Annotated in this window: 21 protein-coding genes; 16 read left to right on the top strand and 5 right to left on the bottom strand. The window is 72.0% G+C overall.

Annotated elements, in window-relative coordinates:
- The first annotated feature begins 13 nt into the window (after nucleotides 1-13).
- Together AMYNI_RS0137050 and AMYNI_RS0137045 are read left to right on the top strand one after the other, a co-directional pair.
- Nucleotides 14-691, top strand: a complete 678-nt coding sequence (locus AMYNI_RS0137050) for a Pvc16 family protein (protein WP_020673175.1) — start codon at nucleotides 14-16, stop codon at nucleotides 689-691.
- Nucleotides 688-2787 (top strand): ATP-binding protein, encoded by a 2100-nt coding sequence (locus AMYNI_RS0137045; RefSeq protein WP_020673174.1) that lies wholly within the window; start codon nucleotides 688-690, stop codon nucleotides 2785-2787. Before AMYNI_RS0137050 ends, AMYNI_RS0137045 begins: the two co-directional genes overlap by 4 nt.
- A 36-nt stretch (nucleotides 2788-2823) precedes the next feature.
- Here the strand turns inward: AMYNI_RS0137045 and AMYNI_RS46305 are convergent, their stop codons facing one another.
- Together AMYNI_RS46305 and AMYNI_RS50735 are read right to left on the bottom strand one after the other, a co-directional pair.
- On the bottom strand, nucleotides 2824-3477 hold the full coding sequence (locus AMYNI_RS46305) for a hypothetical protein (RefSeq protein WP_020673173.1): 654 nt from the start codon (nucleotides 3475-3477) through the stop codon (nucleotides 2824-2826).
- A gap of 27 nt (nucleotides 3478-3504) precedes the next feature.
- A complete protein-coding gene (locus tag AMYNI_RS50735; RefSeq protein WP_084628571.1) occupies nucleotides 3505-4596 on the bottom strand; it encodes an eCIS core domain-containing protein in 1092 nt (363 codons plus the stop codon).
- Nucleotides 4597-4817: 221 nt separating this feature from the next.
- Here AMYNI_RS50735 and AMYNI_RS0137030 point away from each other — a divergent pair, with 221 nt between their 5' ends.
- From AMYNI_RS0137030 to AMYNI_RS0136965, 14 genes are all read left to right on the top strand, one after another.
- Nucleotides 4818-6353: a phage tail sheath family protein gene (locus AMYNI_RS0137030; RefSeq protein WP_026361397.1), complete on the top strand. Its 1536-nt coding sequence runs from the start codon at nucleotides 4818-4820 to the stop codon at nucleotides 6351-6353.
- Nucleotides 6354-6385: 32 nt separating this feature from the next.
- The gene (locus AMYNI_RS0137025; RefSeq protein ID WP_020673171.1) at nucleotides 6386-6826 is read left to right on the top strand and encodes a phage tail protein; all 441 of its coding nucleotides are present in this window, start codon (nucleotides 6386-6388) and stop codon (nucleotides 6824-6826) included.
- Entirely contained in the window at nucleotides 6823-7296 is a 474-nt protein-coding gene (locus AMYNI_RS0137020) for a hypothetical protein (RefSeq protein WP_020673170.1), read from the top strand. Before AMYNI_RS0137025 ends, AMYNI_RS0137020 begins: the two co-directional genes overlap by 4 nt.
- Complete coding sequence (locus AMYNI_RS49700) at nucleotides 7293-7451, top strand: DUF6760 family protein (protein ID WP_020673169.1); 159 nt, start codon at nucleotides 7293-7295, stop codon at nucleotides 7449-7451. The genes AMYNI_RS0137020 and AMYNI_RS49700 overlap by 4 nt, the downstream gene beginning before the upstream one ends.
- A 4-nt stretch (nucleotides 7452-7455) precedes the next feature.
- Nucleotides 7456-10047 carry a hypothetical protein gene (locus AMYNI_RS46295; RefSeq protein ID WP_157357635.1) on the top strand — a complete coding sequence of 864 codons (2592 nt, stop codon included), beginning with the start codon at nucleotides 7456-7458 and terminating at the stop codon, nucleotides 10045-10047.
- Nucleotides 10048-10063: 16 nt separating this feature from the next.
- A complete protein-coding gene (locus AMYNI_RS0137005; protein ID WP_020673168.1) occupies nucleotides 10064-10483 on the top strand; it encodes a phage tail protein in 420 nt (139 codons plus the stop codon).
- Nucleotides 10484-10513: 30 nt separating this feature from the next.
- Entirely contained in the window at nucleotides 10514-11248 is a 735-nt protein-coding gene (locus tag AMYNI_RS0137000; protein WP_020673167.1) for a CIS tube protein, read from the top strand.
- Nucleotides 11245-12996: a VgrG-related protein gene (locus AMYNI_RS0136995; RefSeq protein ID WP_020673166.1), complete on the top strand. Its 1752-nt coding sequence runs from the start codon at nucleotides 11245-11247 to the stop codon at nucleotides 12994-12996. The genes AMYNI_RS0137000 and AMYNI_RS0136995 overlap by 4 nt, the downstream gene beginning before the upstream one ends.
- Before the next feature lie 27 nt (nucleotides 12997-13023).
- Nucleotides 13024-13392 (top strand): PAAR domain-containing protein, encoded by a 369-nt coding sequence (locus AMYNI_RS0136990; protein WP_020673165.1) that lies wholly within the window; start codon nucleotides 13024-13026, stop codon nucleotides 13390-13392.
- A gap of 169 nt (nucleotides 13393-13561) precedes the next feature.
- A complete protein-coding gene (locus AMYNI_RS0136985) occupies nucleotides 13562-13993 on the top strand; it encodes a GPW/gp25 family protein (RefSeq protein WP_020673164.1) in 432 nt (143 codons plus the stop codon).
- A complete protein-coding gene (locus AMYNI_RS0136980) occupies nucleotides 13993-15939 on the top strand; it encodes a putative baseplate assembly protein (protein ID WP_020673163.1) in 1947 nt (648 codons plus the stop codon). The genes AMYNI_RS0136985 and AMYNI_RS0136980 overlap by 1 nt, the downstream gene beginning before the upstream one ends.
- 34 nt (nucleotides 15940-15973) lie before the next feature.
- A complete protein-coding gene (locus AMYNI_RS0136975) occupies nucleotides 15974-16534 on the top strand; it encodes a phage tail protein (protein ID WP_020673162.1) in 561 nt (186 codons plus the stop codon).
- Between the two features lie 4 nt (nucleotides 16535-16538).
- Nucleotides 16539-17435, top strand: coding sequence for an NADase-type glycan-binding domain-containing protein (locus AMYNI_RS0136970; protein WP_020673161.1), 897 nt, complete (start codon nucleotides 16539-16541; stop codon nucleotides 17433-17435).
- A 75-nt stretch (nucleotides 17436-17510) separates the two neighbouring features.
- Nucleotides 17511-17825: a hypothetical protein gene (locus AMYNI_RS0136965; RefSeq protein ID WP_020673160.1), complete on the top strand. Its 315-nt coding sequence runs from the start codon at nucleotides 17511-17513 to the stop codon at nucleotides 17823-17825.
- 4 nt (nucleotides 17826-17829) lie between these two features.
- On the opposite strand, the gene AMYNI_RS0136960 is transcribed toward AMYNI_RS0136965, so the two are convergent.
- From AMYNI_RS0136960 to AMYNI_RS0136950, 3 genes are read right to left on the bottom strand one after another with little or no spacing between them, the layout of a single operon-like run.
- Nucleotides 17830-19473: an amidohydrolase gene (locus AMYNI_RS0136960; protein WP_040406212.1), complete on the bottom strand. Its 1644-nt coding sequence runs from the start codon at nucleotides 19471-19473 to the stop codon at nucleotides 17830-17832.
- Between the two features lie 2 nt (nucleotides 19474-19475).
- Nucleotides 19476-22394, bottom strand: a complete 2919-nt coding sequence (locus tag AMYNI_RS46290; RefSeq protein WP_020673158.1) for an aminotransferase class III-fold pyridoxal phosphate-dependent enzyme — start codon at nucleotides 22392-22394, stop codon at nucleotides 19476-19478.
- Nucleotides 22394-23473, bottom strand: a complete 1080-nt coding sequence (locus tag AMYNI_RS0136950) for a zinc-binding dehydrogenase (protein WP_020673157.1) — start codon at nucleotides 23471-23473, stop codon at nucleotides 22394-22396. The genes AMYNI_RS46290 and AMYNI_RS0136950 overlap by 1 nt, the downstream gene beginning before the upstream one ends.
- Nucleotides 23474-23477: the final 4 nt, after the last annotated feature.

The raw sequence follows: 23477 nt of genomic DNA, 5'->3' as shown, positions 1-23477 counted from the left end.
CAAGGGAGACACGGTGATCCACGAGGTGGACGAAGCGCTGCGCCTGCTGCTCGCCGAGGAGGGCATCCCGGCCGAAGGGGTCGAGCTCGTCTTCGACGCGCCGTCGAAGGAGTGGACCGCGAAACGCAACGCCCCCACGGTGAGCGTGTTCCTCTACGACCTGCGGGAAGACCTGACGCGACGACGCACCGGCACGCAGGAGGAGCTCGACGACGAGGGCACGGTGGTCGCCCGGCGAACGCCGCCGCACTGGTACCAGCTCTCCTACTTGGTGACGGCGTGGACCAACCGGCCGCAGGACGAGCACCGGCTGCTTTCCGACGTGCTGCGCGGAGTATCCAGGTACGAGGCGCTGACCGGCCCGTTCCTCACCGGGTCGCTGGCCGAGCTCGGCCTTTCGGTGCACTTCGAGTCGGCGGGCCCGGTGACCGAGGGCAGGGCCGGCACCGACATCTGGTCGGCGCTGGGCGGCTGGCTGAAGCCGGCGATCAACCTGCGGGTGATCGCCCCGCTGATCGGTGACCGCGAGACGGCGGGCCCGCCGGTCACCGAAGGCATCGTGGTGCGGACCGGCCCCGACGCGCAAGGCCGCAGGCTCCGCTACGAAGGCCCGACAACTTCGGACGGCGACGGATTCGCGGTCACCCGGTCACGTCCGGAGGCCCGCCGACGCCGGGGCACGCCGAGGTGACCGGGACCCTCCGTCCGGCCGCCACCCCGGCTGGCCTAGCCGCCGAGGACCTCGCTCATCTCTGGGACCGGCTCGGTCTCGTCGAACAGCGGGTGCGCCACGCGGTGGCCACGCGGCGGGCCGTCGACCCGGACCCCGGCAATCCGCACCGCGGGCTCTACCTCACCCCGGAAGCGGTCGAGCGCATCCTGTCCGCACCGGCCGTGCCGCCGCAGGAGACGGCCGAGCCACCGTCCGGGCCGAGACCGGGGTCCGCGCTGGCACGGCTCGCGGAGAACTTCGGCCTGACCGCGCTGGACGTGGAGTTCCTGCTGGTGGCCATGGCACCCGAGCTGGACCGCCGGTTCGAGCAGCTGTACGGGTACCTGAACGACGACCTGACCCAGCGCCGGCCGACCGTCGGGCTGGCCCTGGAGCTGTACGACCTTCCCGCGGCCGGTGCCGCGCGGTTCCGCTTCACCGCGAACGCGCCGCTGGTGGCCGGGGAACTGCTCGAGATCCGGGAGCCGGACCGGCCTTCGCTGTCCCGGTCGCTCCGGGTTCCCGACCGGGTGCTCGCGCACCTGCTCGGCCACGACGAACCCGACCCCCGCCTGGCGGAGATCGCCGGGGTGCCGCCGGAGACGGCCCGAGCGCCGGACGCACTGGCCGCCCGGATCAGCGCGGCGCTCGACGCCGGGATCCGGCTGATCCACCTGGCGCAGGCCGAGGCCGGCTCGGACGGCCTCGCCGCGGATCTGCTCGCCCGCACCGGGCGCACCGCGCTGGCGGTGCGGGCGAAGGCGCTCACCGAAGACCCCGACCCACGATCCGCGCTGGCGGCGCTGGTCCGCGAAGCACGGTTCAGCGAGGGCGGCATTGTGCTCGGGCCGGTGGAGGACCTCGATCCGGGACGGCCCGAGCGGGCCAGGTTGCTGACCCAGCTGACCACGCTCGCCACGGATGTCGCGGTGATCCTGTACGGCACCGGGAACTGGGACCCGGCCTGGACCCACCGGCAGCCGGTATCGATCCGGGTCGAACCGCCGACCGCGGAATCGCGGGCCGGTGACTGGCTGCGCGCGCTGGCGCGGGTGACGGACCGGCCGCCGGAGCCCGCCGTCACCGACCTGCTCGCCACCTACCGGCTCGGCGCCGACCAGGTGCACGCCGCCACTTCGGTCGCGACCCGGCTCGCCCTGCTCGACCAGGAGCCGGTGGGCCTGGCGCAGCTCCGCGCCGGGGTGCGGGCCCAGAACGGCGCCGGGCTGGCCCGGCTCGCCAGGCGGATCACCCCGGCGGTCGGCATGGCCGATCTCGTGCTGCCCGAGCCGAGCCGTCGTCAACTCGCCGAGCTCACCCTGCGCGCCCGGCACCGGGACACCGTGCTCGGCCGGTGGCGGATGCGTCCAGGTGGCGGCCGTGGCCGCGGGGTGATGGCCCTGTTCGCGGGCGAGTCCGGCACCGGCAAGACGATGTCGGCCGAGGTGATCGCGGCCGAGCTGGGCATGGACCTGTACGTGGTGGATCTGTCCACAGTGGTCGACAAGTACGTCGGTGAGACGGAGAAGAACCTGGAGCGGATCTTCACCGAGGCGGTCGGGGTGAACGGGGTGCTGCTGTTCGACGAGGCCGACGCGATCTTCGGCAAGCGTTCGGCAGTGCAGGACGCGCACGACCGCTACGCCAATGTGGAGTCCGCCTATCTGTTGCAGCGCATGGAGTCCTTCGACGGCATCGCGATACTGACCACGAACCTGCGGGCGAACCTCGACGACGCGTTCACCCGGCGGCTCGACGTGATCGCGGACTTCCCGATGCCCGACGCCGCCCAGCGGCTCGCGCTGTGGGATCGCTGCCTCGGCACCGCCATGCCCCGGAACGACGATCTCGACCTCGCCTTCTGCGCCGAGCGCTTCGAGCTCGCGGGCGGCTCGATCCGCGCCTGCGCGGTGACCGCCGCCTACCTGGCCGCGGCCTCGGGTGGCCGGGTCGGCATGGCGGAGGTGGTCACCGCGATCCACCAGGAGTACCGCAAGCTCGGCAGGCTGGTGCTGGACCACGAGTTCGGCCACTGGCTGAGCGAGGCAGCGGAATCGGCGGCGCCGCCGGCATGATCCCGGCGGCGCCGCCGCTGTCCTATTACGACGGTCCTACTGCGACGGTGGCCTGGACCGCACCACCACGTTCCCGGTGGCCTGCCTGGTCTGGTACTTCTTCCGCTGGTGGCCCAGGATGGCATGGACCGCGTCCGCCACGGTGGTCGTCGCGTTCGGCTCCGGCTGCAACTGGGGCGGCGGTTCGGTGGTGCCCTCGGGCAGTTGCGACTGCAGGGTATCCAGGGTCGTGGTCAGCCACCGCGAGTTCCAGGACCAGAAGTCGCCGACGATTTCGACCGCGGCCACCCGCCGCTTGCCCACGGCGGCCTTCAGCAGCGGCACCAGCTCGTTCGAAGCGTGCCTGCCCTCCATCCGGAAGATGCTCAGGTGCGCACCGACCATGCCGCCGGTGCGCAGGTGCACGGTCACCGTCATGCAGCTGTCCACCTCCGGGTAGGTGATCGTGCCGCCCGGTCCGACCTCGGCGAGCTGTCCCTCCGCGATACTCGCCGTCGGGCCGGAACTCGCTTCCGCGGCCGGATTCTCCATGCGCTGCACCATCCCGGCGACCGCGGCGTTGCCGAAGGTCGGCTGCATCGACTGGAGTTCTCCGGCGGAACCCGGGGACCGCTGCCGATCATCGGCCTGCCGGGTCGCGTGGCCGCGCGACGTGCGCTCGGTCTCTTCGAGGTGTTCTTGAGCGTGCATCAATCCTCTTCCGATGAAGTCGGCGGGCTATTGCCACCACGCCCTGATCTGCGGGTGCCGGACCTGCGGCAGCTGGTTGTAGTCCGCGATGTAGTAGACAGGCACGTCGTACCCCCTGGCCCGTTCCCGCACGGCGAGATCGATGACCGGCTTGCAACCACCGCAGGGGCTGTTGTCCGTGAAGAGCTCGATCGGCCGGTAGTCGATCCCCTTCGCCCGCAGGACCCCGAAGATTGCTTCCTCCGCGTGCTGTGCCGACGAAGCGTTGTACAGCGGCAGGGTTTCCTCCCGGTTGGCACCGTTGTCCCAGTACCTAAGCACGGCGTAGTTGGAGTTCCACGGGTCCTTGATGCCCAGCCGCGTCTGCTGGTGCCCGGTGTACACGGCGTTGAGGAACGGGACGGAGTTCCGATCGGCCACGGTGATCTGCTTCGAGGTCACCGTGCCGGGCGGCAGGTCGGTATTGGTGCGGGTGCCGTACATCCGCTGCACCGAAGCGTTGCTGCCGCCGACGGATCGCTGGACCTCGGCGCCGGCCTGTTCGGTGGCTGGCGCCGGTCCGCTCATCACCCTGGCCGCGTTCGCCTCGGCCTCCCGTTCGAACCGGTCGGACGGGTCGGACACCTTCAGCCCGTCCCCGGTGTCGGTGCCGCTGACCGGGCCGGAGCGCTGCTGGATGACGTGCGTCAGCTCGTGCGCCAGGGTGTGCTTGTCGGCGCCACCCTGCCCGAGCACCACGTGGCTGCCCGAGGTGTACGCCCTGGCACCGATCTCGTCGGCCGAGCGCTGCGCCGCGGTGCCGGTGTGCACCCGTACGTCCGAGAAGTCGGAACCGAGCCTGGCCTCCATCTCCTGTCGCACCGGCTCGTCCAGCGGGCGGCCGCCGGTGCCGAGCACGTCCCGCACCGAGGAACGCTGCACCTGCTCGGAGTGACCGCAGGACTCGTCGTGCACGTGCCTGCTCCCGGCCAGCCGCGCCACCGCCGCGTTGCCCGCGGTGCGCTGCAACTCGAGTAGCTCGTCGGCCCGCTGCGGACCTTCTCCGTGATCCTCCGACGGTGCCCGGAAGCTCGTTGTCGCTGGGGAATCGGTCTGCTCTGGGGTCTGGTGATCGCGCATGGGTCCTCTCCGGGATGGACTGCAAACTCACTGATACGGCAGCGCGCAAGCCCGGGTACAGGTGTGCGCGGGCACTTCCGGGGGCAACCGCGCCGCCCAGCGGAACCTTTGCCCGGAAAGGCAGTCACCTTGCCCGTGGCCTAGTCCCGGCAGCCCTGTCCGGCCCACCGCCGACCCGGCCAGGCTGGACGCAGATCACTCGGGCAGACAAAGGAGCGAGCATGCCGTCGTACCTCTCCCCAGGCGTGTACGTGGAGGAGGTCCAGACCGGGGCCCGGCCGATCGAGGGGGTCGGCACCGCCGTGGCCGCCTTTGTCGGGTTCGCCGGTCAGGGCCCGTTCCACCGGCCGACCCTGGTCACCAACTGGAACCAGTACGTGCAGACCTTCGGCGGCTTCGTCGAAGACAGCTACCTCGCGCACGCCGTCTACGGCTACTTCGCCAACGGCGGCGGCACCGCCTACGTGGTGCGGGTCGGCGGCGCGTCCACCGACGGGGTGCTCTCCGGCAAGCAGGTCCGCGGCAGCGCGACCCCGGTGCAGCTCGGCGGGCTCCGGATCACCGCCCTGCCCGCCGCCGAGTCCGACCTGACCGTCGAGGTGACCGACGCCGACGGGGAGAACCCGCCGGAGGACCGCTTCAAGCTGGTGGTGAGCCAGGGCGGCAAGGTCGTCGAAAGCTACGACGTGTCCACCAAGAAGAACGTCAAGGGTTACGTCGTCACCCAGGTCAGCGAACGCTCCAAGCTGATCGAGGTGACCGACCGACAGGGTGCCGCGCTGACCCGCCCGGAACGGCAGACGGTCACCGTGCCCGCCCCGCCGCCCGCCGGCACCACACCGGCCAAAGTGGACGCACAGGAGTACGTTGGCGATCTCGCCGACCGGACCGGTTTCGGCGGCCTGGAGACCATCGACGAGATCACCATGGTCTCGATGCCCGACCTGATGAGCGCCTACCAGCGCGGCATGATCGACGCCGAAGGGGTGCGGACGGTCCAGCTCGCGGCCATCTCGCACTGCGAGCAGATGGGCGACCGGGTGGCCGTGCTCGACGCGCCTCCCGGGCTGAACGCCCAGCGGGTCCGGGCATGGCGGATGGACGAGGCCGGCTACGACTCGCGTTACGCCACCCTGTACTACCCGTGGATCAAGGTGTTCGACCCGGCGTCCGGCCGCAACGAGCTGGTACCGCCGAGCGGGCACGTGGCCGGGGTGTGGGCCCGCAGCGACGGCGAGCGCGGCGTGCACAAGGCACCGGCCAACGAGGTCATCCGCGGCGCGGTGGACCTGGAACTGTCGCTCAGCAAGGGCGAACAGGACCTGCTCAACCCGATCGGCGTGAACTGCATCCGTTCCTTCTCCGGGCGCGGCGTCCGGATCTGGGGCGCCCGCACGCTTTCCTCCGACCCGGCGTGGCGCTACCTGAACGTGCGCCGGCTGTTCAACTACCTGGAGGAGTCGATCCTGATCGGCACCCAGTGGGTGGTCTTCGAGCCGAACGACGACCGGCTGTGGTCCAGCATCCGGCGCAACATCAGCGCCTTCCTGCACGAGGAGTGGCGGCGGGGTTCGCTGTTCGGCCGCACCGCGGACGAGGCGTTCTTCGTCAAGTGCGACCGGGAGAACAACCCGCAGGAGTCCATCGACCTCGGTCAGGTGGTCTGCGAGATCGGCGTGGCCCCGGTGAAGCCCGCGGAGTTCGTCATCTTCCGGCTCTCCCAGTTCTCCGACAGCACCAGCCTGGTCAGCGAGTGACCGGCGCAGTCCCAGGAAGGCGGTAAAAGATCATGGCAGAGGGCGACACGCTTGCCACGCACAGATTCGGTGTCCAGCTCGGCGGGGTCACCGTGGAGTCGATCAAGGAGGTCAGCGGGCTGGTCGTCGAGCAGGACGTGGTGGAGACCCAGCAGGTGACCGACCGGGGCAAGCCGATCAACAAGAAGCAGCCCGGCGGGCACAAGGGCGGCGAGGTGACCATCACCCGCGGGATGGACAAGAGCCCGGAGTTCACCGACTGGATCAACAAGACCCTGCTCAACGGCGACGTCGAGGACGCCCGCCAGAACCTGACCATCGAGGTGCAGGACTCCAAGGGCGAAACGGTCCGGCGCATGCAGCTCTACGACGCCTGGGTGAGCAAGTGGGAAGGCCCCGGCCTGAACGCCACCCAGTCCGCCGGGGCGGACGAGAAGGCCACCATCACCTTCGAGCGAATCGAGGTGGAATGAGGCGGCGGACCGTCACGGTCGGGGATCTGGACGAGCTGGCCGAACAACCGAGGCCCCCCGAAAATCCCGAAACTCCCGGATCGCCCCAACCGGGGACGGGCCCGCGCACCGAGTTCGAGTTCGAGCTGCCGCGCGGCTTCCTGCACTCGGACGGCACGGTGCACCGGCACGGGCGGATGCGGCTGGCCACCGCGCGCGACGAGCTCCGCCCGCAGGTCGACCTGCGGGTCAAGGAGAACCCCGCGTACCTCAGCGTGGTGCTGCTCAGCCAGGTGATCACCGCGCTGGGCACCATTACCGACATCCACCCCGGCCTGGTGGAGCAGATGTACGCCACCGACATCGCCTTCCTGCAGGACTTCTACCGCCGGATCAACAGCGAAGGGCACACCAGGGCCGGCGTCGAGTGCCCGTCCTGCGGGGCGGCTTTCGAGGTGGACCTGGCCGGTGGCCGCCTGGGGGAATCGTGACGTACGCGGCCGAGCGCCTGCATGAGGAGGTCGCGTACGTCGCCTACCACTTCCATTGGCCACGCACGGAGATCCTCGATCTCGAGCACCACGAGCGGCGGCGCTGGGTGCGGGAGATCGCGCGCATCAACGCCCGGGTGAACGAAGGCGGGTGAACCGGTGAAACTGTGGAACAGGCTGCGGCGGCGCACCGTCCAGCGGGCGGCGGCAGGCACGGCGGCGACGGCGGTGCCAGCAGTAACGGCGGGGGCCCCCGCGCGCCACGACGGCTGGCGCCGGGCGGCGCCGATGCCCGCGGTGATCGGGCAGCCGGACACCCGCCTCGGGAATGCGTCGGTGTTCCGGAAAACACTGGCCTCCTGGCGGAACCCTGCGGTCACCACCGGACTCGGCCACAGCACCGCCGCCGACGCACCGTCCGGCTTCGTGCAGGGCGTGCTCCGGCCGGCCGGCGGCACCGGCACCTTCCAGGCGGCGGAAGACCTGCTGCTGGTCGCCCGCAAATCCGGCGCGCTGCCCGCGCCCGCCACGGCGCCGTTGCTGCCCGCTCTCCCGCCGGACCGGCTCAGCGCGGGAGAAAGCACCGGCCGGGACGCCGCCGAAAGCACTGCCGTGGACATCGCAGCCACCGCAGCCACCGCGGCCGTTCCGGATTCCGCCGCGCCGGTCATGCCCGTCGTGCCGTCGAGTCCCCGCCATGCCGAGACCACGGTCAGGAGGACCACGCCAGCGGCCCCGGCGAAACCACCAGCCAACGCACCCATCGTTCAGCGGGCGCCCGCCGCTCCACTCGAAGCACCCGTGACACCTGCGGCGCCGGCCGAACCTGACGAGCCGTTGCCTGCGCCGCGGCCGTCCCCGAAACCGGTCGCCGCTCCCGTTCAGCGGGCACCCGGCACTCCGGTCGAGCGGGCCATCGCGGCACCGGCGACCCCGGCCGACTCCAGCGCGCCCCAGCCGTCTCCCGAACCGGCCGCCACCCCTTTGCACCAGGCGCCCGAAGCCCCGGTCAAGCCGATCATCGCGGCACCCGAAACATCGGCGGCATCCGCATTCTCCGAGACGTCCGCAACGGCACTGCCGCCGGATCCGGCGGAGCCCGGGGTGTCCACGGCATCGTCCCTGCCGTCCCTGGAACCACTCGTCGGACCCGTTGTTCAGCGGGCTCCCGGCATTCCGGTCGAACCGACCAGCACGGCACCGGCAAAGCCCGCCGAAGCCGCACCGAACCCGGCCGAACCCGGTGGGCCGGTGTTCCGTCCGTCCACTTCGGAACCGCCCGCTCCGGCCGCCCGAGGCGCGGAACCTCCGGCTGATCCGCCACTGGCCCAGGTCCAGCGTGCCACCCCGGAACCTTCGGCCCCCGAACCGGCGCCACCGGTCGTCCGGCCGAACACCGCGGCCCGGGACCGGCCCGCACCCACGCTCGGCGCCCCGGCCCCGGTGATCCCGATCCTGCGAGCGGTCCCGGACCCGGCCACACCGCCCGCGGCCCCGGTCCAGCGGAGCAGCCGGAAGCCCACCGGCAGCCCGGAGCCGGCCAACCTCTTCCCGTCGAGCCAGTTGGACGACGTCCCGCTCGGACCGCCGCTGCCTTCCGGTGGTGTGCCGACCCTCGACGAACCGCGGCAGGACCTGCCGGCCACCGTCCGCAAATCGTCCACAAAGGACGAGATGCTGGCCGAATACCAGTCCTACACCACCGATCCGGAGCCTCGGACCGCACCGATCCAACGGGCCGCACAGCCCGTACTCGGTCTCGGCGCCCCGGTCGACTCGATACCGGCCACCGCACGACTGCCGCGACGCGACGCCGCCGCTCCCCCGGCGCGTCGGCCGCAACCCCGGTCCTCCGGTCAGCCCGCCGACCTGCCAATAGCACGCGCCGCGAAAACGGGCACGACCCCGATCGAGGCCGAGTCACCCCCGGCCGCCGTTCCGTTGGTGAGGCGGGAAGCTCCGGTCCACCGCCCCGAAACGGCAACGCCACCCGACACCGCGGCCCCGGTTCAGCGGCTCGCGAGCGTCTCCTCCGCACCGGAACCACCCCTAGTTCCGGTGCGCCCGCTCGTGGCGAACCCGGCCGCCAGTCCACTGAGGACAAAGGCGGACGCACCGGGAACCGCTCGCCATCAAGCCCCTGAACCGGGGTCCGCGGTCCGCCCGGTACCGCTGGTCCGGCCGGTCGCCGGCGAGTTGCCGGTGGCAAGGCGGATGCGGCCGCTGCTCGCCACCCGCCCGCTGCGCGTGGCCATCCCCTCGGCGCCGCCCCTGCCGGTGCCGGCGGGGGCCGAACCGGCGCACAGGTCCACCGCGGTCCCGGCCCGATGGCGCCAGCCGGTGCAGCACACCGTCCCGCCCAGCTCACCGATGCCGGACGCGGTCGCCCCGGTGCAGCGCGCGCGACGTGCCGCCCCCGCCGAGCCACCGGTGGTACGACGGCCGCCGCCGAGCACGCCCAGCCTCCCGGCCACCACCGCACCGGCGTCGCCAGCGGTGCCGACGGTGCAGAGAAATGCGGCCAGTCCGCAGGTGAAACGGGCAGCGGGCGTGCCGCCGGACATCCCCGCGACGGTGAAACCGGTGCAACGCGAGGAAAAGACCACACCAGCCCGCGACGACCAGACCGGTACGGGCGGGCTCGAACTCGACGAGCTCGCCCGCAGGCTGCTCGAGCCGATGAGCCGGCTGCTGCGCACCGAGCTGCGCCGGGACCGCGAACGCGGCAGGCCACCCGACCACCGCCGCTAGCGGGAGGAGAACCGAAATGACCGACCGCATCTTCGCCAGCAGCGTGTTCTTCCGGCTGACCATCGGCGGCGACGACCTCGGCGCGTTCCACACCTGCACCGGACTCGGCGCCCAGGTCGAGATCGAGCAGTTCACCGAGGGCGGCAACAACGGCTTCACCTGGCAGCTGCCCTCCCGGGTCAGCTGGACCAACATCACGCTGACCAGGCCGGTCACCGCGGACACCACCAAGGTGGCCCGCTGGCTGGACCAGATCGTGCGCCGGGTGGAGCGCAAGAACGGGGAGATCGTCGCCCTGCAGCCGAACCTGACGGTGATCGCGCGCTGGCAGGTGCTCGGCATCGTGCCGGTCAGCTGGCAGGGGCCGTCCTTCGACCCGAGCACCGCACAGGCGGCGGTCGAGTCGCTGGAGATCGCGCACGAAGGGCTGCACTGAGATGCCGCCGACGACGGAACGGAGCGGGTCGTGACACAACCCGGCAAGAGCCTGGCCCGCGCCCAGCTGCTGATCATGGAGCCACCGCCCAAGGTCGGCGCGAAGCCCGGTGCGCGCATCGCGCGGGTGCAGTTCCAGTTCAACCCGAACAAGCTGGCGCTGACCAAGAGCACCGAGTGGCGGCGCCAGCCGTCCAGGATGGCCGCCGAGTCGGCGACCCCGGAGTTCGTCGGCAGCGGACCGCGGTCGCTGTCGCTGGAGGTGTTCCTCGATGCGACGGCGGACCACAAGGACTCGGTGGAGAAGAAGGTCGAACAGCTGATGAAGGCCTGCGTCCCCACGCCGAAGAGCCTCCGCGCGAAGAAGCCGGCCAGCCCCTGGGTGCGGTTCGAATGGGGCACCGCCAGGACGACCTCGTTCGACGGGGTGCTGTCCAGCTTCTCGGTGGACTACTCGCTGTTCGATGTGGACGGTATGCCGCTGCGCGCGGTCTGCTCGCTGGCCATCGAAGAGGCTTCCGTGGACGCGCCGGGGCAGAACCCGACCTCCGGTGCCCGCGACGCGACCAGGACGCATCGGGTGGTCGTCGGGGACAGCCTGGCCCAGCTGGCCTGGCGGGAGTACGGCGACGCGACCGCGTGGCGGATCGTGGCCGAGGCCAACGGCATCGACGACCCGCTGGACCTGCCGCCCGGCAGCGAACTGCTCGTCCCGGCCGCCGCACCGGCCGAAGACCTCCTGGAGGCGGCACCGTGGGCAATGTGACCAGCGGACGATCTTTCGCGGCCGACCCGATCGTGGCCGCCCCGGGACCGTTGCCGCCGATCTGGCAGCAGCAACTGGTGCACACCACGGTGGACGAGAACGTCGGGCTGCCCGACGCGGCCACCCTCACCTTCCACGACCCGAAGCACGAACTGCTGGCCGCCACCGGAATCACCATCGGCAGCAAGCTGGAAGTCTCCCTGTCCGTGGTGAACGGCGCGCCGGAACCGCTGTTCACCGGTGAGGTCACCGCGCTGGAGGTCGACTCGGACACCGCCAGCGGCACGTTCACCGTGGTGCGCGCGCTGAGCAAAGCGCACCGGCTATTCCGCAACCGGCGGGTGATCGCCTTCCGGAACATGACCGCGGACGCCATCGTGCGGAAGGTGATCCAGACCGCGGGTCTGGTGCCCGGCCGCATCCAGGCGGAGCGGATCAGCTATCCCCAGCTCAGCCAGGCCGGCGTGACCGACTGGGAGTTCCTGCAGGACCTGGCCCGCCAGCACGGCACCGTGCTGCGGGTGGATCGGCTCGGCAAGGTCGACTTCGTCAAGCCCAAGCCGGCCATGAAGGCTCCCCCGCCGACCACCTCGGCCAAGCAGAACCCGTTCCTGCTGGAGTACGGCCGGAACCTGAAGATCCTGCGCGCCGTGCTCACCGCGGCGGGCCAGGCCGACTCGGTGCAGGTGCGCGGCTGGAACGTGGACACCAAGACCGCGACGGTGGCCAACCAGGCCGCCACCAAGAGCAAGACCGTGCTGCCGGGGCTGACCGGCGCGAAGGTGAACGGGGCGTTCGGCAAGGCGACCGCGCTGGCCACCGACACGCCCTACGGCAACCAGGCCGAAACCACCGCCGCGGCCCGTTCGCTGGCCGAGTCGATCAGCGCCGGACTCGGCGAGATCGAAGCCGTGGTGGACGGCGACCCGCGGCTGCGGGCCGGCACCCCGGTCGCGCTCGGCAACGTCGGCCCCGCCTTCTCCGGCCGCTACACCGCGACCGCCGTGCACCACGTGCTCGACCCGGACGCCGGCTACCGCACCACCGTGCTGGTCAGCGCGAGCCCGGACCGGTCGCTGGGCGGGCTGACCATGCCGGCCGCCAGCACGCCGCGGCTGCCCGGGGTCGCCACCGCGATCGTCACCGACGTGCGGGAAACCGGCGGCGCCCAGCGCGGCTGGGTGAAGCTGAAGTTCCCCTGGCTGGACGCCACCTACCAGACCGACTGGGTGCGCACCGTGCAGTTCGGCGGGCTCGGCGGCGGCGGAGTGTTCAGCCCGGACGTGAACGACGAGGTGCTCGTCGCCTTCGAGCAGGGCCTGCTCGACCGGCCCTACGTGCTCGGCGGGCTGTACAACGGCAAGGACGTGCCCTCCCCGCACAAGCTGCCGCTGGTAGACCGGATGGGCAAGGTCAACCGCCGCTCGTTGGTGTCGCGCAAGGGGCACCGGCTGGAGCTGATCGACGGGACCACCGGGCCGCCGGGGGTCCGGATCGCCAGCGGGAACGACCGGCTGGAGGTCCGGCTGGACGAGACCGGCAACAAGATCGACATCACCGTGTTCGCCCCCGGCGGCAGGCGCGCGCTCAGCTCGCTGAGCCTTACCCCGCAAGGAATCACCATCGACGCCGGCAACGGCACGCTCAACCTGTCCGGCGCCTCGGTGTCCATCGACGCGCGGACCCGGATCGGCATCGACGGCGGCGCGCTGGCCACCCTGCGCGGCCGGATGGTCCGGATCAACTGACCCGGCCGCGAAGAAAGGACCACCGCCATGCCCGCCGCAGCCAGGGTCGGTGACAGCACCTCCCACGTGCCGGTCGCCGCCGCCAACCCGACCGGGGTTCCGGTCGCCCCGCCCACCGGCGTGGTGATGCCCCCGCTCCCGCCGCCGCCCGGTTTCGGCACGGTGCTGATCGGCGGCAGGCCAGCCGCGGTGACCGGCAGCGTGCACCAGTGCACCGTCCCCCAGCACGCGCCGCTCGGCCCGGCGAACCGGGTGATCCGCAGGCCGGGTCCCGGTTCGGTGACCCGGCAGGTGCTCATCCACGGCCTGCCCGCCGCCAGCGTCGGGGACATGACCACCTGCGGCGCGAGCGTCGCGTCCGGCGCACCGAACGTGCAGATCGGCGGCACACCATGAACAGCCCTGGATCAAGCCGCGGCACCCAGCACCCCCACCACGGCGCGCGCACTGGCCGGCAGGCCCCGCTATCGGGGCGGCAGGGCGCCCGCCTCGCCACCGTGACGAGGCAGCGGGAGTCGCGCCCTGTCGACACGATCGCGGATGCGCGCAAACCCGCGGAGGAGACATGAGCGAGCGGTTCATCGGCCGGGGCTGGGCCTTCCCGCTCCGGGTCGGTCCGACCGGCGGCATCGCCATGGTCGAGCAGGAGCGGGAGCTGGCCGAGGCGATCAGGCTGGTGCTGGGCACCGCGCCCGGTGAGCGCCCGATGCGCCCGGAGTTCGGCTGCGGCATCCACGACTACGTGTTCGCCCCGAACGACGGGGCCACCGCGGGCCGGATCGCTTACGAGGTGCGGGCGGCGCTGGATCGCTGGGAGCCCCGCATCGAGGTGTCGGACGTGGTGATCGCCTACGACACCGAACGGGCCGGGGTGCTCTACATCGACGTCCGCTACACCGTGCGCTCCACCAACGACGAGCGCAACCTGGTGTTCCCCTTCTACACGATCCCCTTCGAGGGCACGGCGGAAGACGCCGGGGAAGGAGACGTGGCCTGATGGCGCTGCCCGCGCCCAACCTGGACGACCGCCGATTCCAGCAGTTGGTGGACGAAGCGAAGCGGTACGTCCAGCAGCGCACCCCGGAATGGACCGACCACAACGTCTCCGATCCGGGGGTGACCCTCATCGAGACCTTCGCGCACATGGTCGACCAGCTCGTCTACCGGCTCAACCGGGTGCCGGAGAAGAACTATCTCGCCTTCCTCGACCTGCTCGGGATCCGGCTGTTCCCGCCGGCCGCGGCCAGGGCGGAGGTGCTGTTCTGGCTATCCGCGCCGCAGCCGGACGTGGTACTGCTGCCGGCCGGCACGGAGGTCGCCACCGCCGGCTCCGAGACCGACGAAGCGGTCGTTTTCGCCACCGTGGCACCACTTCCGCTGGTGCCGTGCGAACTGGACCGGCTGCTCACCGTCTCGGCCACCGGCGAGCAGTCCGATCACACCAACGACCTGAACGCGGGCAAGGACGTGCGCTGCTTCCAGGCCGAGCCCGCGCCCGGTGACGTGATGCTGCTCGGCCTGTCGGCAGCGGTGCCGAGGTGCGTGCTGGCGGTGCGGCTGGACAGCCAGGTGGAGGGCATCGGGGTCGATCCCCGGCAGCCACCGCTGGTGTGGGAGGCGTGGGACGGCACGGCCTGGGCCGAATGCGAGACCTACGAGGACACCACCGGCGGGCTGAACCGACCGGGTGACGTGGTGCTGCGGGTACCGGCCGGCCATGTGCCCTCGGTGGTCGCCGGAGTGCGGGCCGGCTGGGTGCGCTGCCGGGTGCTGGCACCGGAGCCGCAGCAACCGTTCTACTCCGAGTCGCCCACGATCCGGGTCGCGGAGGCGGCCACCGTCGGCGGCGTGATGACGGTGGAGCACGCGGAGACCGTGACCGACCTGCCGCTGGGCAGCTCGGCCGGGGTGCCGGGACAGCGGTTCCGGCTGGCCAGGTCGCCGGTGCTGAACCACGGCGAGCCGATCGTGGTGCAGGTGTCCGAAGAGGACGGCTGGCTGGACTGGACCGTGGTGGAGCACTTCGGCCGGTCCGGGCCGCGGGACCGGCACGTGGTGCTGGACGCCACCACCGGTGAGCTCTCCTTTCCGCCCGCGGTGCGGGAAGGGGACGGCACCCTGCGCTCCTACGGCGCGGTGCCGCCGAAGGGCGCGCAGATCAGGGTTCCGCGGTACCGCACCGGCGGCGGTCGCGCCGGCAACGTCGCCCGCGGCACGATCTCGGTGCTGCGCAGCTCGGTGCCCTACGTGGCCAGTGTGGAGAACCGCGAGGCGGCCGAGGGCGGGGTGGACGGCGAGACCGTCGAAGAGGCGAAGGTGCGCGCGCCGAACCAGTTGCGCGTGCAGGAACGGGCGGTCACCGCCGAGGACTACGAGTACCTGGCACGACAGGCCGCGCCGTCCGCGGCCAGGGTGTGCTGCCTGCCCGCCGGTCCCGGTCAGGAGGCTGGCGCGGCCAGGGTGCTGGTGGTGCCCGGCGCGGTCGCCGACGAAGGCGACCGGCTTCGTTTCGAGCAGCTCATCCCATCCGAGGAGCTGCTCGGCTCGATCGCGACCCGGCTGGACGAGCGGCGGCTGATCGGCACCCGGCTGATCGTGGAACCCCCGTTCTACCAAGGGGTCACCGTGGTGGCCAGGCTGGTGGCGAGCGGGCCCGAGGTGGACCGGGACGCGCTGGACGCGCTCTACCGCTACGTCAACCCGCTCTCCGGCGGGCCCGACGGCACCGGGTGGCCGTTCGGCAGGCCGGTCCAGTACGGGGAGATCTTCGCGGTGCTGCAAGAGGTTCCGGGGGTGCGCCTGGTCGAGGAGATCCGGCTGTTCCCGGCCGACCCGATCACCGGCCGCCGCGGCACCGCCGCCGACCGGGTCGACCTGGCCCCGCACGCGCTGGCCTTCTCGCATCAGCACCAGGTGCTGGTGCGTACTCAGGAAGAGAAATGAGCACCGACGACGCACTCCCTACCGCGGAGGAGAAATGAGTAGGGCCGCGCTGCCCGGGCTGCCGAGCCGGTATCCGCTCGGCGAACGGCTGCCCGGCCTGTACGCCGGGGACGACTTCGCCCAGCGGTTCACCTCCGGGCTGGACGTGGTGCTCGCCCCGATTCTGTCTACTTTGGACAACCTGGCCGGCTACCTGGACCCCCGGCTGGCCCCGGAGGACTTCGTCGCCTGGCTCGGCTCCTGGGTGGCCACCGGACTGGACCCCGCCTGGCCGCGGCCGCTGCGCCGGGAGGTGGTGCGCCGGGCGGTCGAGCTGCACCGCTGGCGCGGCACCGGCCGTGGGCTGGTCACGCGGCTGCGGCTGTGCGCGGGAGTGCACGCGCGGGTGCTTGACGGGGCCGGCGCCACCTGGTCCCGCCAGCCCGGTAGCGCCCTGCCCGGCGAGCCGGTGACCGAGGTGGTGGTGCAGGTCTGGCCCGACGGCGGCCCGGTCGACCGGGAGCGGGTCGAGCGGCTGGTCGCCTCGGCCTGCCCGGTGCACATCCGCTGCCGGGTGGAGGTACTGGCGGGACCGCCGGGAGAGAACGGGAGCTAGCGACATGCGATCATGCCCCGCCTGCGGCACTCTCGTCGGCGACACCGACGAGTTCTGCGGCAACTGCGGAACCTATCTCGGCTGGAGCCGGCCGAAAGAGGCCGAACCCGCACCACCGGAACCGGAGGGCGAGCCCGCCCCGGTGCAGCCGGCGAGGCCGGTCGCGCCGCGGCCGGTCCGGACCGCCCCGGTGGCCGCACCCGTGGCAGAGGGGACGCCCTGCAAGGTCTGCGGCACGCCCAATCCGCCGGGGCGGAACTTCTGCCGGCACTGTGCCGCTCCGCTGACCGAGACCGCCGCGGCCGTCGCTCTGCCGTGGTGGAAGCGGCTCCGGCTACCTCGGTGGCGTGGCGGGTCCGGCCGGCTCGGACGCCGCCTGGTGCTGCTCGTCGTGCTGTTCGCGCTGGTGATCGCCGGAATAGCCCTGTACCCGCTGGGGAAGGAGGCGTTCCAGGACATCCTCGACAAGACCTCGAAGGCGACCCCGGTCGGCCCTTCGGCGATGGCGGTCAGCGCCGAGGTACCGGGGCATCCGGCCACCGCCGCGATCGACGGGGTGAGCAACCAGTACTGGGGCGCGCCGGGGCCGGGTGCCTGGATCGAGTTCAGCTTCGACCGCCCGTTCCGGCTGCTGAACGTGGTGGTGCACACCGGGGCGTCGGCGCAGCCGGAGGAGTTCGCCAAGCAGGCCAGGCCCACCGCACTGGATCTGGTGGTCACCAGCTCGGACGGCACGGTCCGCACGGTGCCGGTCCCCCTGCTGGACCAGCCGGGGCCGCAGGAGGTCGACACCGGGATCAGCGACGTGGTGCGGATCCGGGTCGTCGAGGTCGCGGTCGGCGGCACCGGCGCGAACCGGGACGTCGCACTCGGGGAGCTGGAGTTCTTCCAGCGCTCCTGAAACCGGATCGCTCCGGGGAGCTTTCGTCCCCTCGATGCCCTCGATCTGGCCGGGCGCACCTGGTTTGATCGACTGATGCGGCAACGACGTGCCTACCGTTGGGCAGCCCCGGTCGCGCTGTGCGGCGCCCTGTTGATCTTCGTCGCGCTGGTCAGCATCGAGAACACCTACACCTTCGACGGCAAGGATGTCGGCGCCGGCGACACCTGCGTCACCTGGGACGGCCCGCCGGCCCTCGGCGGGCATCAGGTGCTGGAGCAGACCGGCAAGTGCGAGAACGTCGGCACGCTGAAGGACACCCACGCCGTGCTACGGGTTTCGCTGGTCGCCTCGGGAGCGGCCATGATCCTGCTGGCCGTCGCGGGAGCACTCCGGCGCGCCTACGCCTGATCCGTCAGTCCGCTTCGAACACGGTGCGGCCGCCGACGATGGTCAGCTGCGGGCTGAGCCCGGCCAGTTCGTGGTCCGCCGCGGTGGTGGGGTCGCGGTCCAGCACCAGCAGGTCCGCCAGTCGGCCGGGGGTCAGCGCGCCCTTGCGGTGCTCGGCGTGCTCGAAGTACGCCGGGTCGCTGGTCCACAGCCGGATCGCCTGTTCACGGGTGAGCCGCAGTTCGGCCGGCACCTCGGCGAACGAGTTCGGCGCCGCGCCGACGAAGGTGGCAAGGCCGCGCCGCCAGTCCGGGAAGCAGACCGGCGCGTCCGAGCTGTCCGCTACCGGCACCCCCGCGGCCAGCAGCGCACCGGCCGGGAACGCGCGGGCCCACCGGTCCGCGCCGACCGCCGCGGTGATCGTCGCGCCGCTGTAGGACTTCATCAGCGAACTGGTGATCACGCCGATGCGGTGCTCGGCGAGGCGGCGCGGGGTGTCCGGGTCCAGCAGCGTGCCGTGGATCAGGGCGTGCCGGGCCTGCGGCCACGGATCCCGTTGCTGGGCGCGGATGATCCCGTCCACGGCCGCGTCGGCGGCCCGGTCGCCGGTCACGTGGATCTGCACCTGGAGCCGGTGCCGGTGCGCGGTCTCGATCAGGTCGAGCAGTTCGCGGTACCGCTCGTCGTCGTCCGCGCCGGGGGTGACGAGGTGGCCGTAGCCGCCGTTCGGATAGGGCTGGTGCAGCCAGGCCGTGCCGTGGCTGGGCACCCCGTCGGCGAACAGCTTCACCCCGCCGACCCGCAGCCAATCGTCGCCGAGTCCGGTGGCCACCCCGGCGTGGTCGAGCACCGTGGTCAACCGCTCCAGCGAGGTGGACGGGGATGGCCAGTCCCAGTGCAGCAGGGCGTTGACCCGCACCGTGAGCCTGCCCTGCTGGTGCAGCACGATGTAGTCCCGGAGCAGTTCCGGCCACACGATCGGGTCGGTCACGCTGGTGACGCCCATCGTGTTCAGCACCCGCATGCCGTCCACGATCGCGTCCAGCCGCTCCTGCCTGCTCGGCACCGGTGCGTACCGGGTGACCAGGATGCCGGCGGACTCCAGCAGCATGCCGGTCGGTTCGCCGTCGGCGTCGCGCACGATGCTGCCGCCGACCGGGTCCGGGGTGTTCCGGTGGATGCCGGCCACCCGCAACGCGGCGGTGTTCACCAGCACCGAGTGCCGGGACGCGTGATGCAGCACGGCCGGGCGCTCGCCGGTGACCGCGTCGAGCGCCTCGCGGTGCGGGCCGGGGCCGTCCGGGCCGAACTCGGCGATGTTCGCCTCCCGCCAGCCTTCCCCGATCAGCCAGTCCCCGTCCTGGCGGCGCTGCCCTTCGGCGCGCAGCGCTTCGTGCAGTTCCGCCACCGAGCCGACTCCGGTGAGATCGGCGTGGCGCCGGGACTGCCCGAACATGGCCAGGTGCAAGTGCGCGTCGTTGACCCCGGGGAGCACCGCGCGGCCGTCCAGCTCGATCACCCGGGTTTCCGGCCCGGCCAGTGCGGAAACCGCGTCGTCCTCGCCGACTGCGATGATCCGGTCTCCGGCGACCGCCACCGCCGAGGCGATCGTGAACTGCTCGTCAGCCGTCACCACCCGGCCGCCGCGCAGCACCAGGTCCGCTGTCATGCTCACCACCCCGCTTCCAGTACCCGGTCCAACGCCGAAACCAGCTCGTCCGCGTGCGCACTGGTGAACGTCAACGGGGGTTTCAGCTTGAGGATGTTCCAAGCCGGCCCGGTCGGATACACCAGCACACCTTCCTCCTTCAGTCGTTCACAGATGATCAGCGTCTCGGCCGCGGCGGGCTCCTTGGTGGCGCGGTCGAGAACGAACTCGACCCCGCTGTAGAAGCCCTGGCCGCGCACGTCGCCGATCAGCTCGTGCCGGCCGGCCAGTGCGGCGAGCCGGTCACGCAGGTACTGCCCGACGGTCAACGCGTTGTCCTGCAAGCGTTCTTCGTCCAGCACCCGGAGCAGTTCCATGCCGACCGCGCAGGCGACCGGGTTGCCGCCGTAGGTGGAGAAGAACCTGCCGGTGCGGTCGAACGCCTCGGAGATCTCCCTGGTGGTGACCAGTGCCGCCACCGGGAACCCGTTGCCCATCGCCTTGCCCATGGTCACGAAGTCGGGCAGCACGCCCTGGGTCTGGAAGCCCCAGAACGCCTCGCCGAGCCGGCCGAACCCGACCTGCACCTCGTCGGCGATGGTGAACGCCCGGTGCCGGCGTGCTTCGGCGTGGATCGGCGCGAGGTAGCCGGGCGGCAGCACGATCTGTCCCCCACCGGCCAGCAAGCCCTCATACAGGAACGCCGCCGGTGGACGTCCTTCGCCGACGAGCCGGTCGAAGGTGCCGGTGACATGGCGGGCGTACTTCGCGCCGGCCTCCGGGTCGTCGTAGCCGTACTCGCCGCGGTAGCGGTCCGGCACCGGCGTCGGATGTGTGGTGTCCGGCTTGCCGTAGTGCTTGTACCTAGACGGGCTCACGTCGGCCACGGTCGTGGTGTACCCGTGGTAGGCATCGTCGATGATCACCACGTCTTCGCGTCCGCTGAGGTAACGGGCCATCCGCAGCGCGAGGTCGTTGGCCTCGCTGCCGGAGTTGAGGAAGTACACCACGTCCAGGCCGTCCGGCAGGGTCGCGGTCAGCGCCTCGGCGTACTCGGTGAGCACTTCGTAGACGAACCTGCTGTTGGTGTTGAGCCGCCGCAACTGCCTGGTCGCCGCATCGACCAGCCTGGGGTGGCCGTGCCCGAGCAGCGTCACGTTGTTCAGCGCGTCCAGGTAGCCGCGGCCGTTCTCGTCGTAGAACCGGCAGTCCTTGGCGCGCACCATGGTGATCGGCGCGCTGAAGTAGGTCGGGTGGGTGTGCGGCAGGTGTTTCCGCCTGCCCTCCAGGGTGCGGCCGGTGGACGGCTGCCACGCGGTCACGGCGTGCCGCGCGCCGAGCAGCGGGGTGGGGTCGGGCAGCAGAGCCTGCCACACCGGCGCGTCCGCGTGCGGTACCTCGGCGGGGACTTCGCGCCATCCGGACACCGGCACGGTCGCGAGCCGCACCAGCAGCTGCGAGTACTGGCCGAGCGCACCGACCCGTTGCCCCGCAGTCACCTCGTCTCCCAACGAGACCGATGTGGACAGTCCGGTGTAGACAGTCCAGAAGCGGACCCCCTCGGCTGGCTCGTGCCTGAGCAGGAGGTCGACACCTGGCGGGCAGCGCTCGGCCGTGCCCGCCAGCGGCGCCGAGACCTGCACTCCCGGATCGGCGAACAGTTCGACTCCGGTGGAGACCGTGCCGCCACCGGTGAACCTCGGCTCGCCGTAGCGGCCGACGGCCACCGCCGGACGGGTGGCGTGGATCGCCGACGCCGCGGCGGCCCGCAACGCGACCGGGTCACGGGGGTCGGCGTCGTCGAAGACCGCGCTGCTCGCACTGAGGTCGATCGGCTTCAGCTGCCCGTCCAGCACCGGCTCGATCTGGTGGGTGGCGAGCCAGTCGACGGCCTGCACGGGAAGCCCGCAAGCGTGCCGGAGGGTCGCGGCACCGAGCTCGGCCGGGGTCGTGGCCAGCAGCCGCACCAGCTCCGCCGCGGCCGGGGAGCGGTGCCGGGGGTCGCCGTGCTCACCGGCGGCGTCCAGCCGGGCCGCGGTGGCCGCGACCGTGGCCGCCCGTACCGCCAGCATCGGGTACAGCAGGTCCACTTCGGACTCGGTGAGCGGGCAAACCCGGTGGTAGGCGCCGACGAGGGTGGCCGCCACCCGCAGCGGAGCGGACTGGCCGCGCATCACACTGGCGCAGAGGATGGCCAGGTCGGCGATGCGCGCGGTGTACTGGGCGTCGCCGAAGTCGATCACCCCGGCCACTCGCCGCCGCGGCCCCGCACCGACGAGCAGGTTGAACGCGTTGAGGTCGTGGTGCACCACGCCGCGGGGCAGCTCCGGCAGCCTGACCAGCAGCGGCACGAACTCGGCCTCGATCAGGGCGATCGCCGCGCGCAGCTCCGGGTCGACGACGGCGGGCAGCGCTTCGGCGAGCACGGTGGCGGCGTGCGGGAACTCCCAGTAGTGCGGCGCGGGTGGCTCCGGATGCCGCCAGCAGACCGTGGCGGCGGCCAGCTTTCCGGCGGTCTCCCCGATATCGGTCAAAAGTTCCGCCGAGCGCGCACCCGCCTCGGCCAGCGGTGTGCCCGGCAACCAGGTGAGCAGCCGCGCCACCAGGTCCGGCGCACCGGGCACGGCGACCACGCCGTCCTGCCCCGCCAGTGCATCGACCACTCGCGGCACCGGCAGCTCCGGAGCGTGGTCAGCCAGCTGCCGCAGCAACGCGTTCTGGAACCGCACCGCGCCGAGGTCACCGGCCGGGCACACCTTGAGCACGTACTCCGCGCCCGACGTGTCCGTCACCCGCACGTTCTGGTCGGTCTCCCCCGCGAGCGGCCGCAGGCCGCCCGCGGTCAGTCCGAAGTGGACTCGCAGGATCTCGCGCAGCCGGTCGTCGCCGAGCCGGGGCACGCCGGCCGTGATCCGCAGGTAACGCTCATCGGTCATCGACATCAGAACACCACCACCGAACGCAGTGCGGAGCCGTCGCGCAGGGCCGCCAGCGCCTCCGGCAGGTCGGCCAGCCCGATCCGGCCGCTGATCAACCGCTCCAGGTGCAGCTCACCGGCCTGCCACGAACCGATCACCCGTGGATAGTCCCGGCGCACGTCGCTGGAGCCGAACACCGAGCCGACCAGTCGCCGGCCACTGGCGTAGAGCTCGCGCGCGGTGAACGGCACCACCGCGTCGGCCGCCCCGACGCCGACCACCACGGTGGTGCCACCCCTCCGCGTGGCGTCGTAGGCGGACCGGATGGTCTCCGGCACGCCCACCGCCTCGAACGCCACGTCGAAGCCTTCCCCGCCGGTCACCGACGCCACCGCGGCGGCAAGACCGGCGGGCTCCGCGACGTCGGTGGCGCCGAGTTCCGAGGCCAGCTCCCGCTTGGCCGCGACCGGATCGACCGCCAGCACCGCCGAAGCACCGGCGGCGCGGGCGGCCTGCACGATGGCCATCCCGACGCCACCGCAGCCGATCACCACCGCGCTGGAGCCCGGTGCCAGTGCCGCAGTGTTGCGGACCGCGCCGACCCCGGTGGTCACCCCGCAGCTCACCAGCGCGCCGATCTCGAACGGCACCCCGTCCGGCAGCGGCACCAGGTTCTGCCGGGTCACCACGATCTCCTCGGCGAACGCGCCGCACCCCGCCTGCGCGGCCACCGGCGCACCGTCCACCACGAACCGCGGCCGCCGGTAGCCCGGTTCCGCGCTGAAGCCGCACAGTTCCGGCTGCCCGCGCCGGCAGCTCGCGCACTCCCCGCACTGCGGCACCCAGGACACCATCACCCGGTCCCCCACCGCGAAATCGGGCACCTCGGGCCCGGTCTCCAGCACCTCGCCGGCCGCCTCGTGGCCGAGCACCACCGGCGGGGTCAGGCCGAGCCTGCCGGTGGCCGCCGACAGATCGGAGTGGCACACCCCGGCGGCCCGCACCCGGACCCGGACCAGCACGTCCGAAACATCCACAGTGGACACATCGGCCCTGATCGCGATCCCGTCCAGCCCGCTGCGCTGCAACACCGCGGCACGCATAAAT

It is taken from the genome of Amycolatopsis nigrescens CSC17Ta-90, from assembly GCF_000384315.1.
Lineage (GTDB): Bacteria > Actinomycetota > Actinomycetes > Mycobacteriales > Pseudonocardiaceae > Amycolatopsis > Amycolatopsis nigrescens.
Note: the sequence above shows the minus strand (reverse complement) of the source record. Positions and strands in the feature narration are given on the sequence as shown.

Coding starts and splice junctions, on each gene's coding strand:
- AMYNI_RS0136980 (WP_020673163.1), top strand. CDS start 13,993: ATGGCGCTGCCCGCGCCCAACCTGGACGACCGCCGATTCCAGCAGTTG.
- AMYNI_RS0136950 (WP_020673157.1), bottom strand. CDS start 23,473: ATGCGTGCCGCGGTGTTGCAGCGCAGCGGGCTGGACGGGATCGCGATC.
- AMYNI_RS46305 (WP_020673173.1), bottom strand. CDS start 3,477: ATGCACGCTCAAGAACACCTCGAAGAGACCGAGCGCACGTCGCGCGGC.
- AMYNI_RS46290 (WP_020673158.1), bottom strand. CDS start 22,394: ATGTCGATGACCGATGAGCGTTACCTGCGGATCACGGCCGGCGTGCCC.
- AMYNI_RS0136960 (WP_040406212.1), bottom strand. CDS start 19,473: ATGACAGCGGACCTGGTGCTGCGCGGCGGCCGGGTGGTGACGGCTGAC.
- AMYNI_RS0137005 (WP_020673168.1), top strand. CDS start 10,064: ATGACCGACCGCATCTTCGCCAGCAGCGTGTTCTTCCGGCTGACCATC.
- AMYNI_RS0137025 (WP_020673171.1), top strand. CDS start 6,386: ATGGCAGAGGGCGACACGCTTGCCACGCACAGATTCGGTGTCCAGCTC.
- AMYNI_RS0136970 (WP_020673161.1), top strand. CDS start 16,539: ATGCGATCATGCCCCGCCTGCGGCACTCTCGTCGGCGACACCGACGAG.
- AMYNI_RS0137030 (WP_026361397.1), top strand. CDS start 4,818: ATGCCGTCGTACCTCTCCCCAGGCGTGTACGTGGAGGAGGTCCAGACC.
- AMYNI_RS50735 (WP_084628571.1), bottom strand. CDS start 4,596: ATGCGCGATCACCAGACCCCAGAGCAGACCGATTCCCCAGCGACAACG.
- AMYNI_RS0136990 (WP_020673165.1), top strand. CDS start 13,024: ATGCCCGCCGCAGCCAGGGTCGGTGACAGCACCTCCCACGTGCCGGTC.
- AMYNI_RS0137020 (WP_020673170.1), top strand. CDS start 6,823: ATGAGGCGGCGGACCGTCACGGTCGGGGATCTGGACGAGCTGGCCGAA.
- AMYNI_RS0136985 (WP_020673164.1), top strand. CDS start 13,562: ATGAGCGAGCGGTTCATCGGCCGGGGCTGGGCCTTCCCGCTCCGGGTC.
- AMYNI_RS0136975 (WP_020673162.1), top strand. CDS start 15,974: ATGAGTAGGGCCGCGCTGCCCGGGCTGCCGAGCCGGTATCCGCTCGGC.
- AMYNI_RS0136965 (WP_020673160.1), top strand. CDS start 17,511: ATGCGGCAACGACGTGCCTACCGTTGGGCAGCCCCGGTCGCGCTGTGC.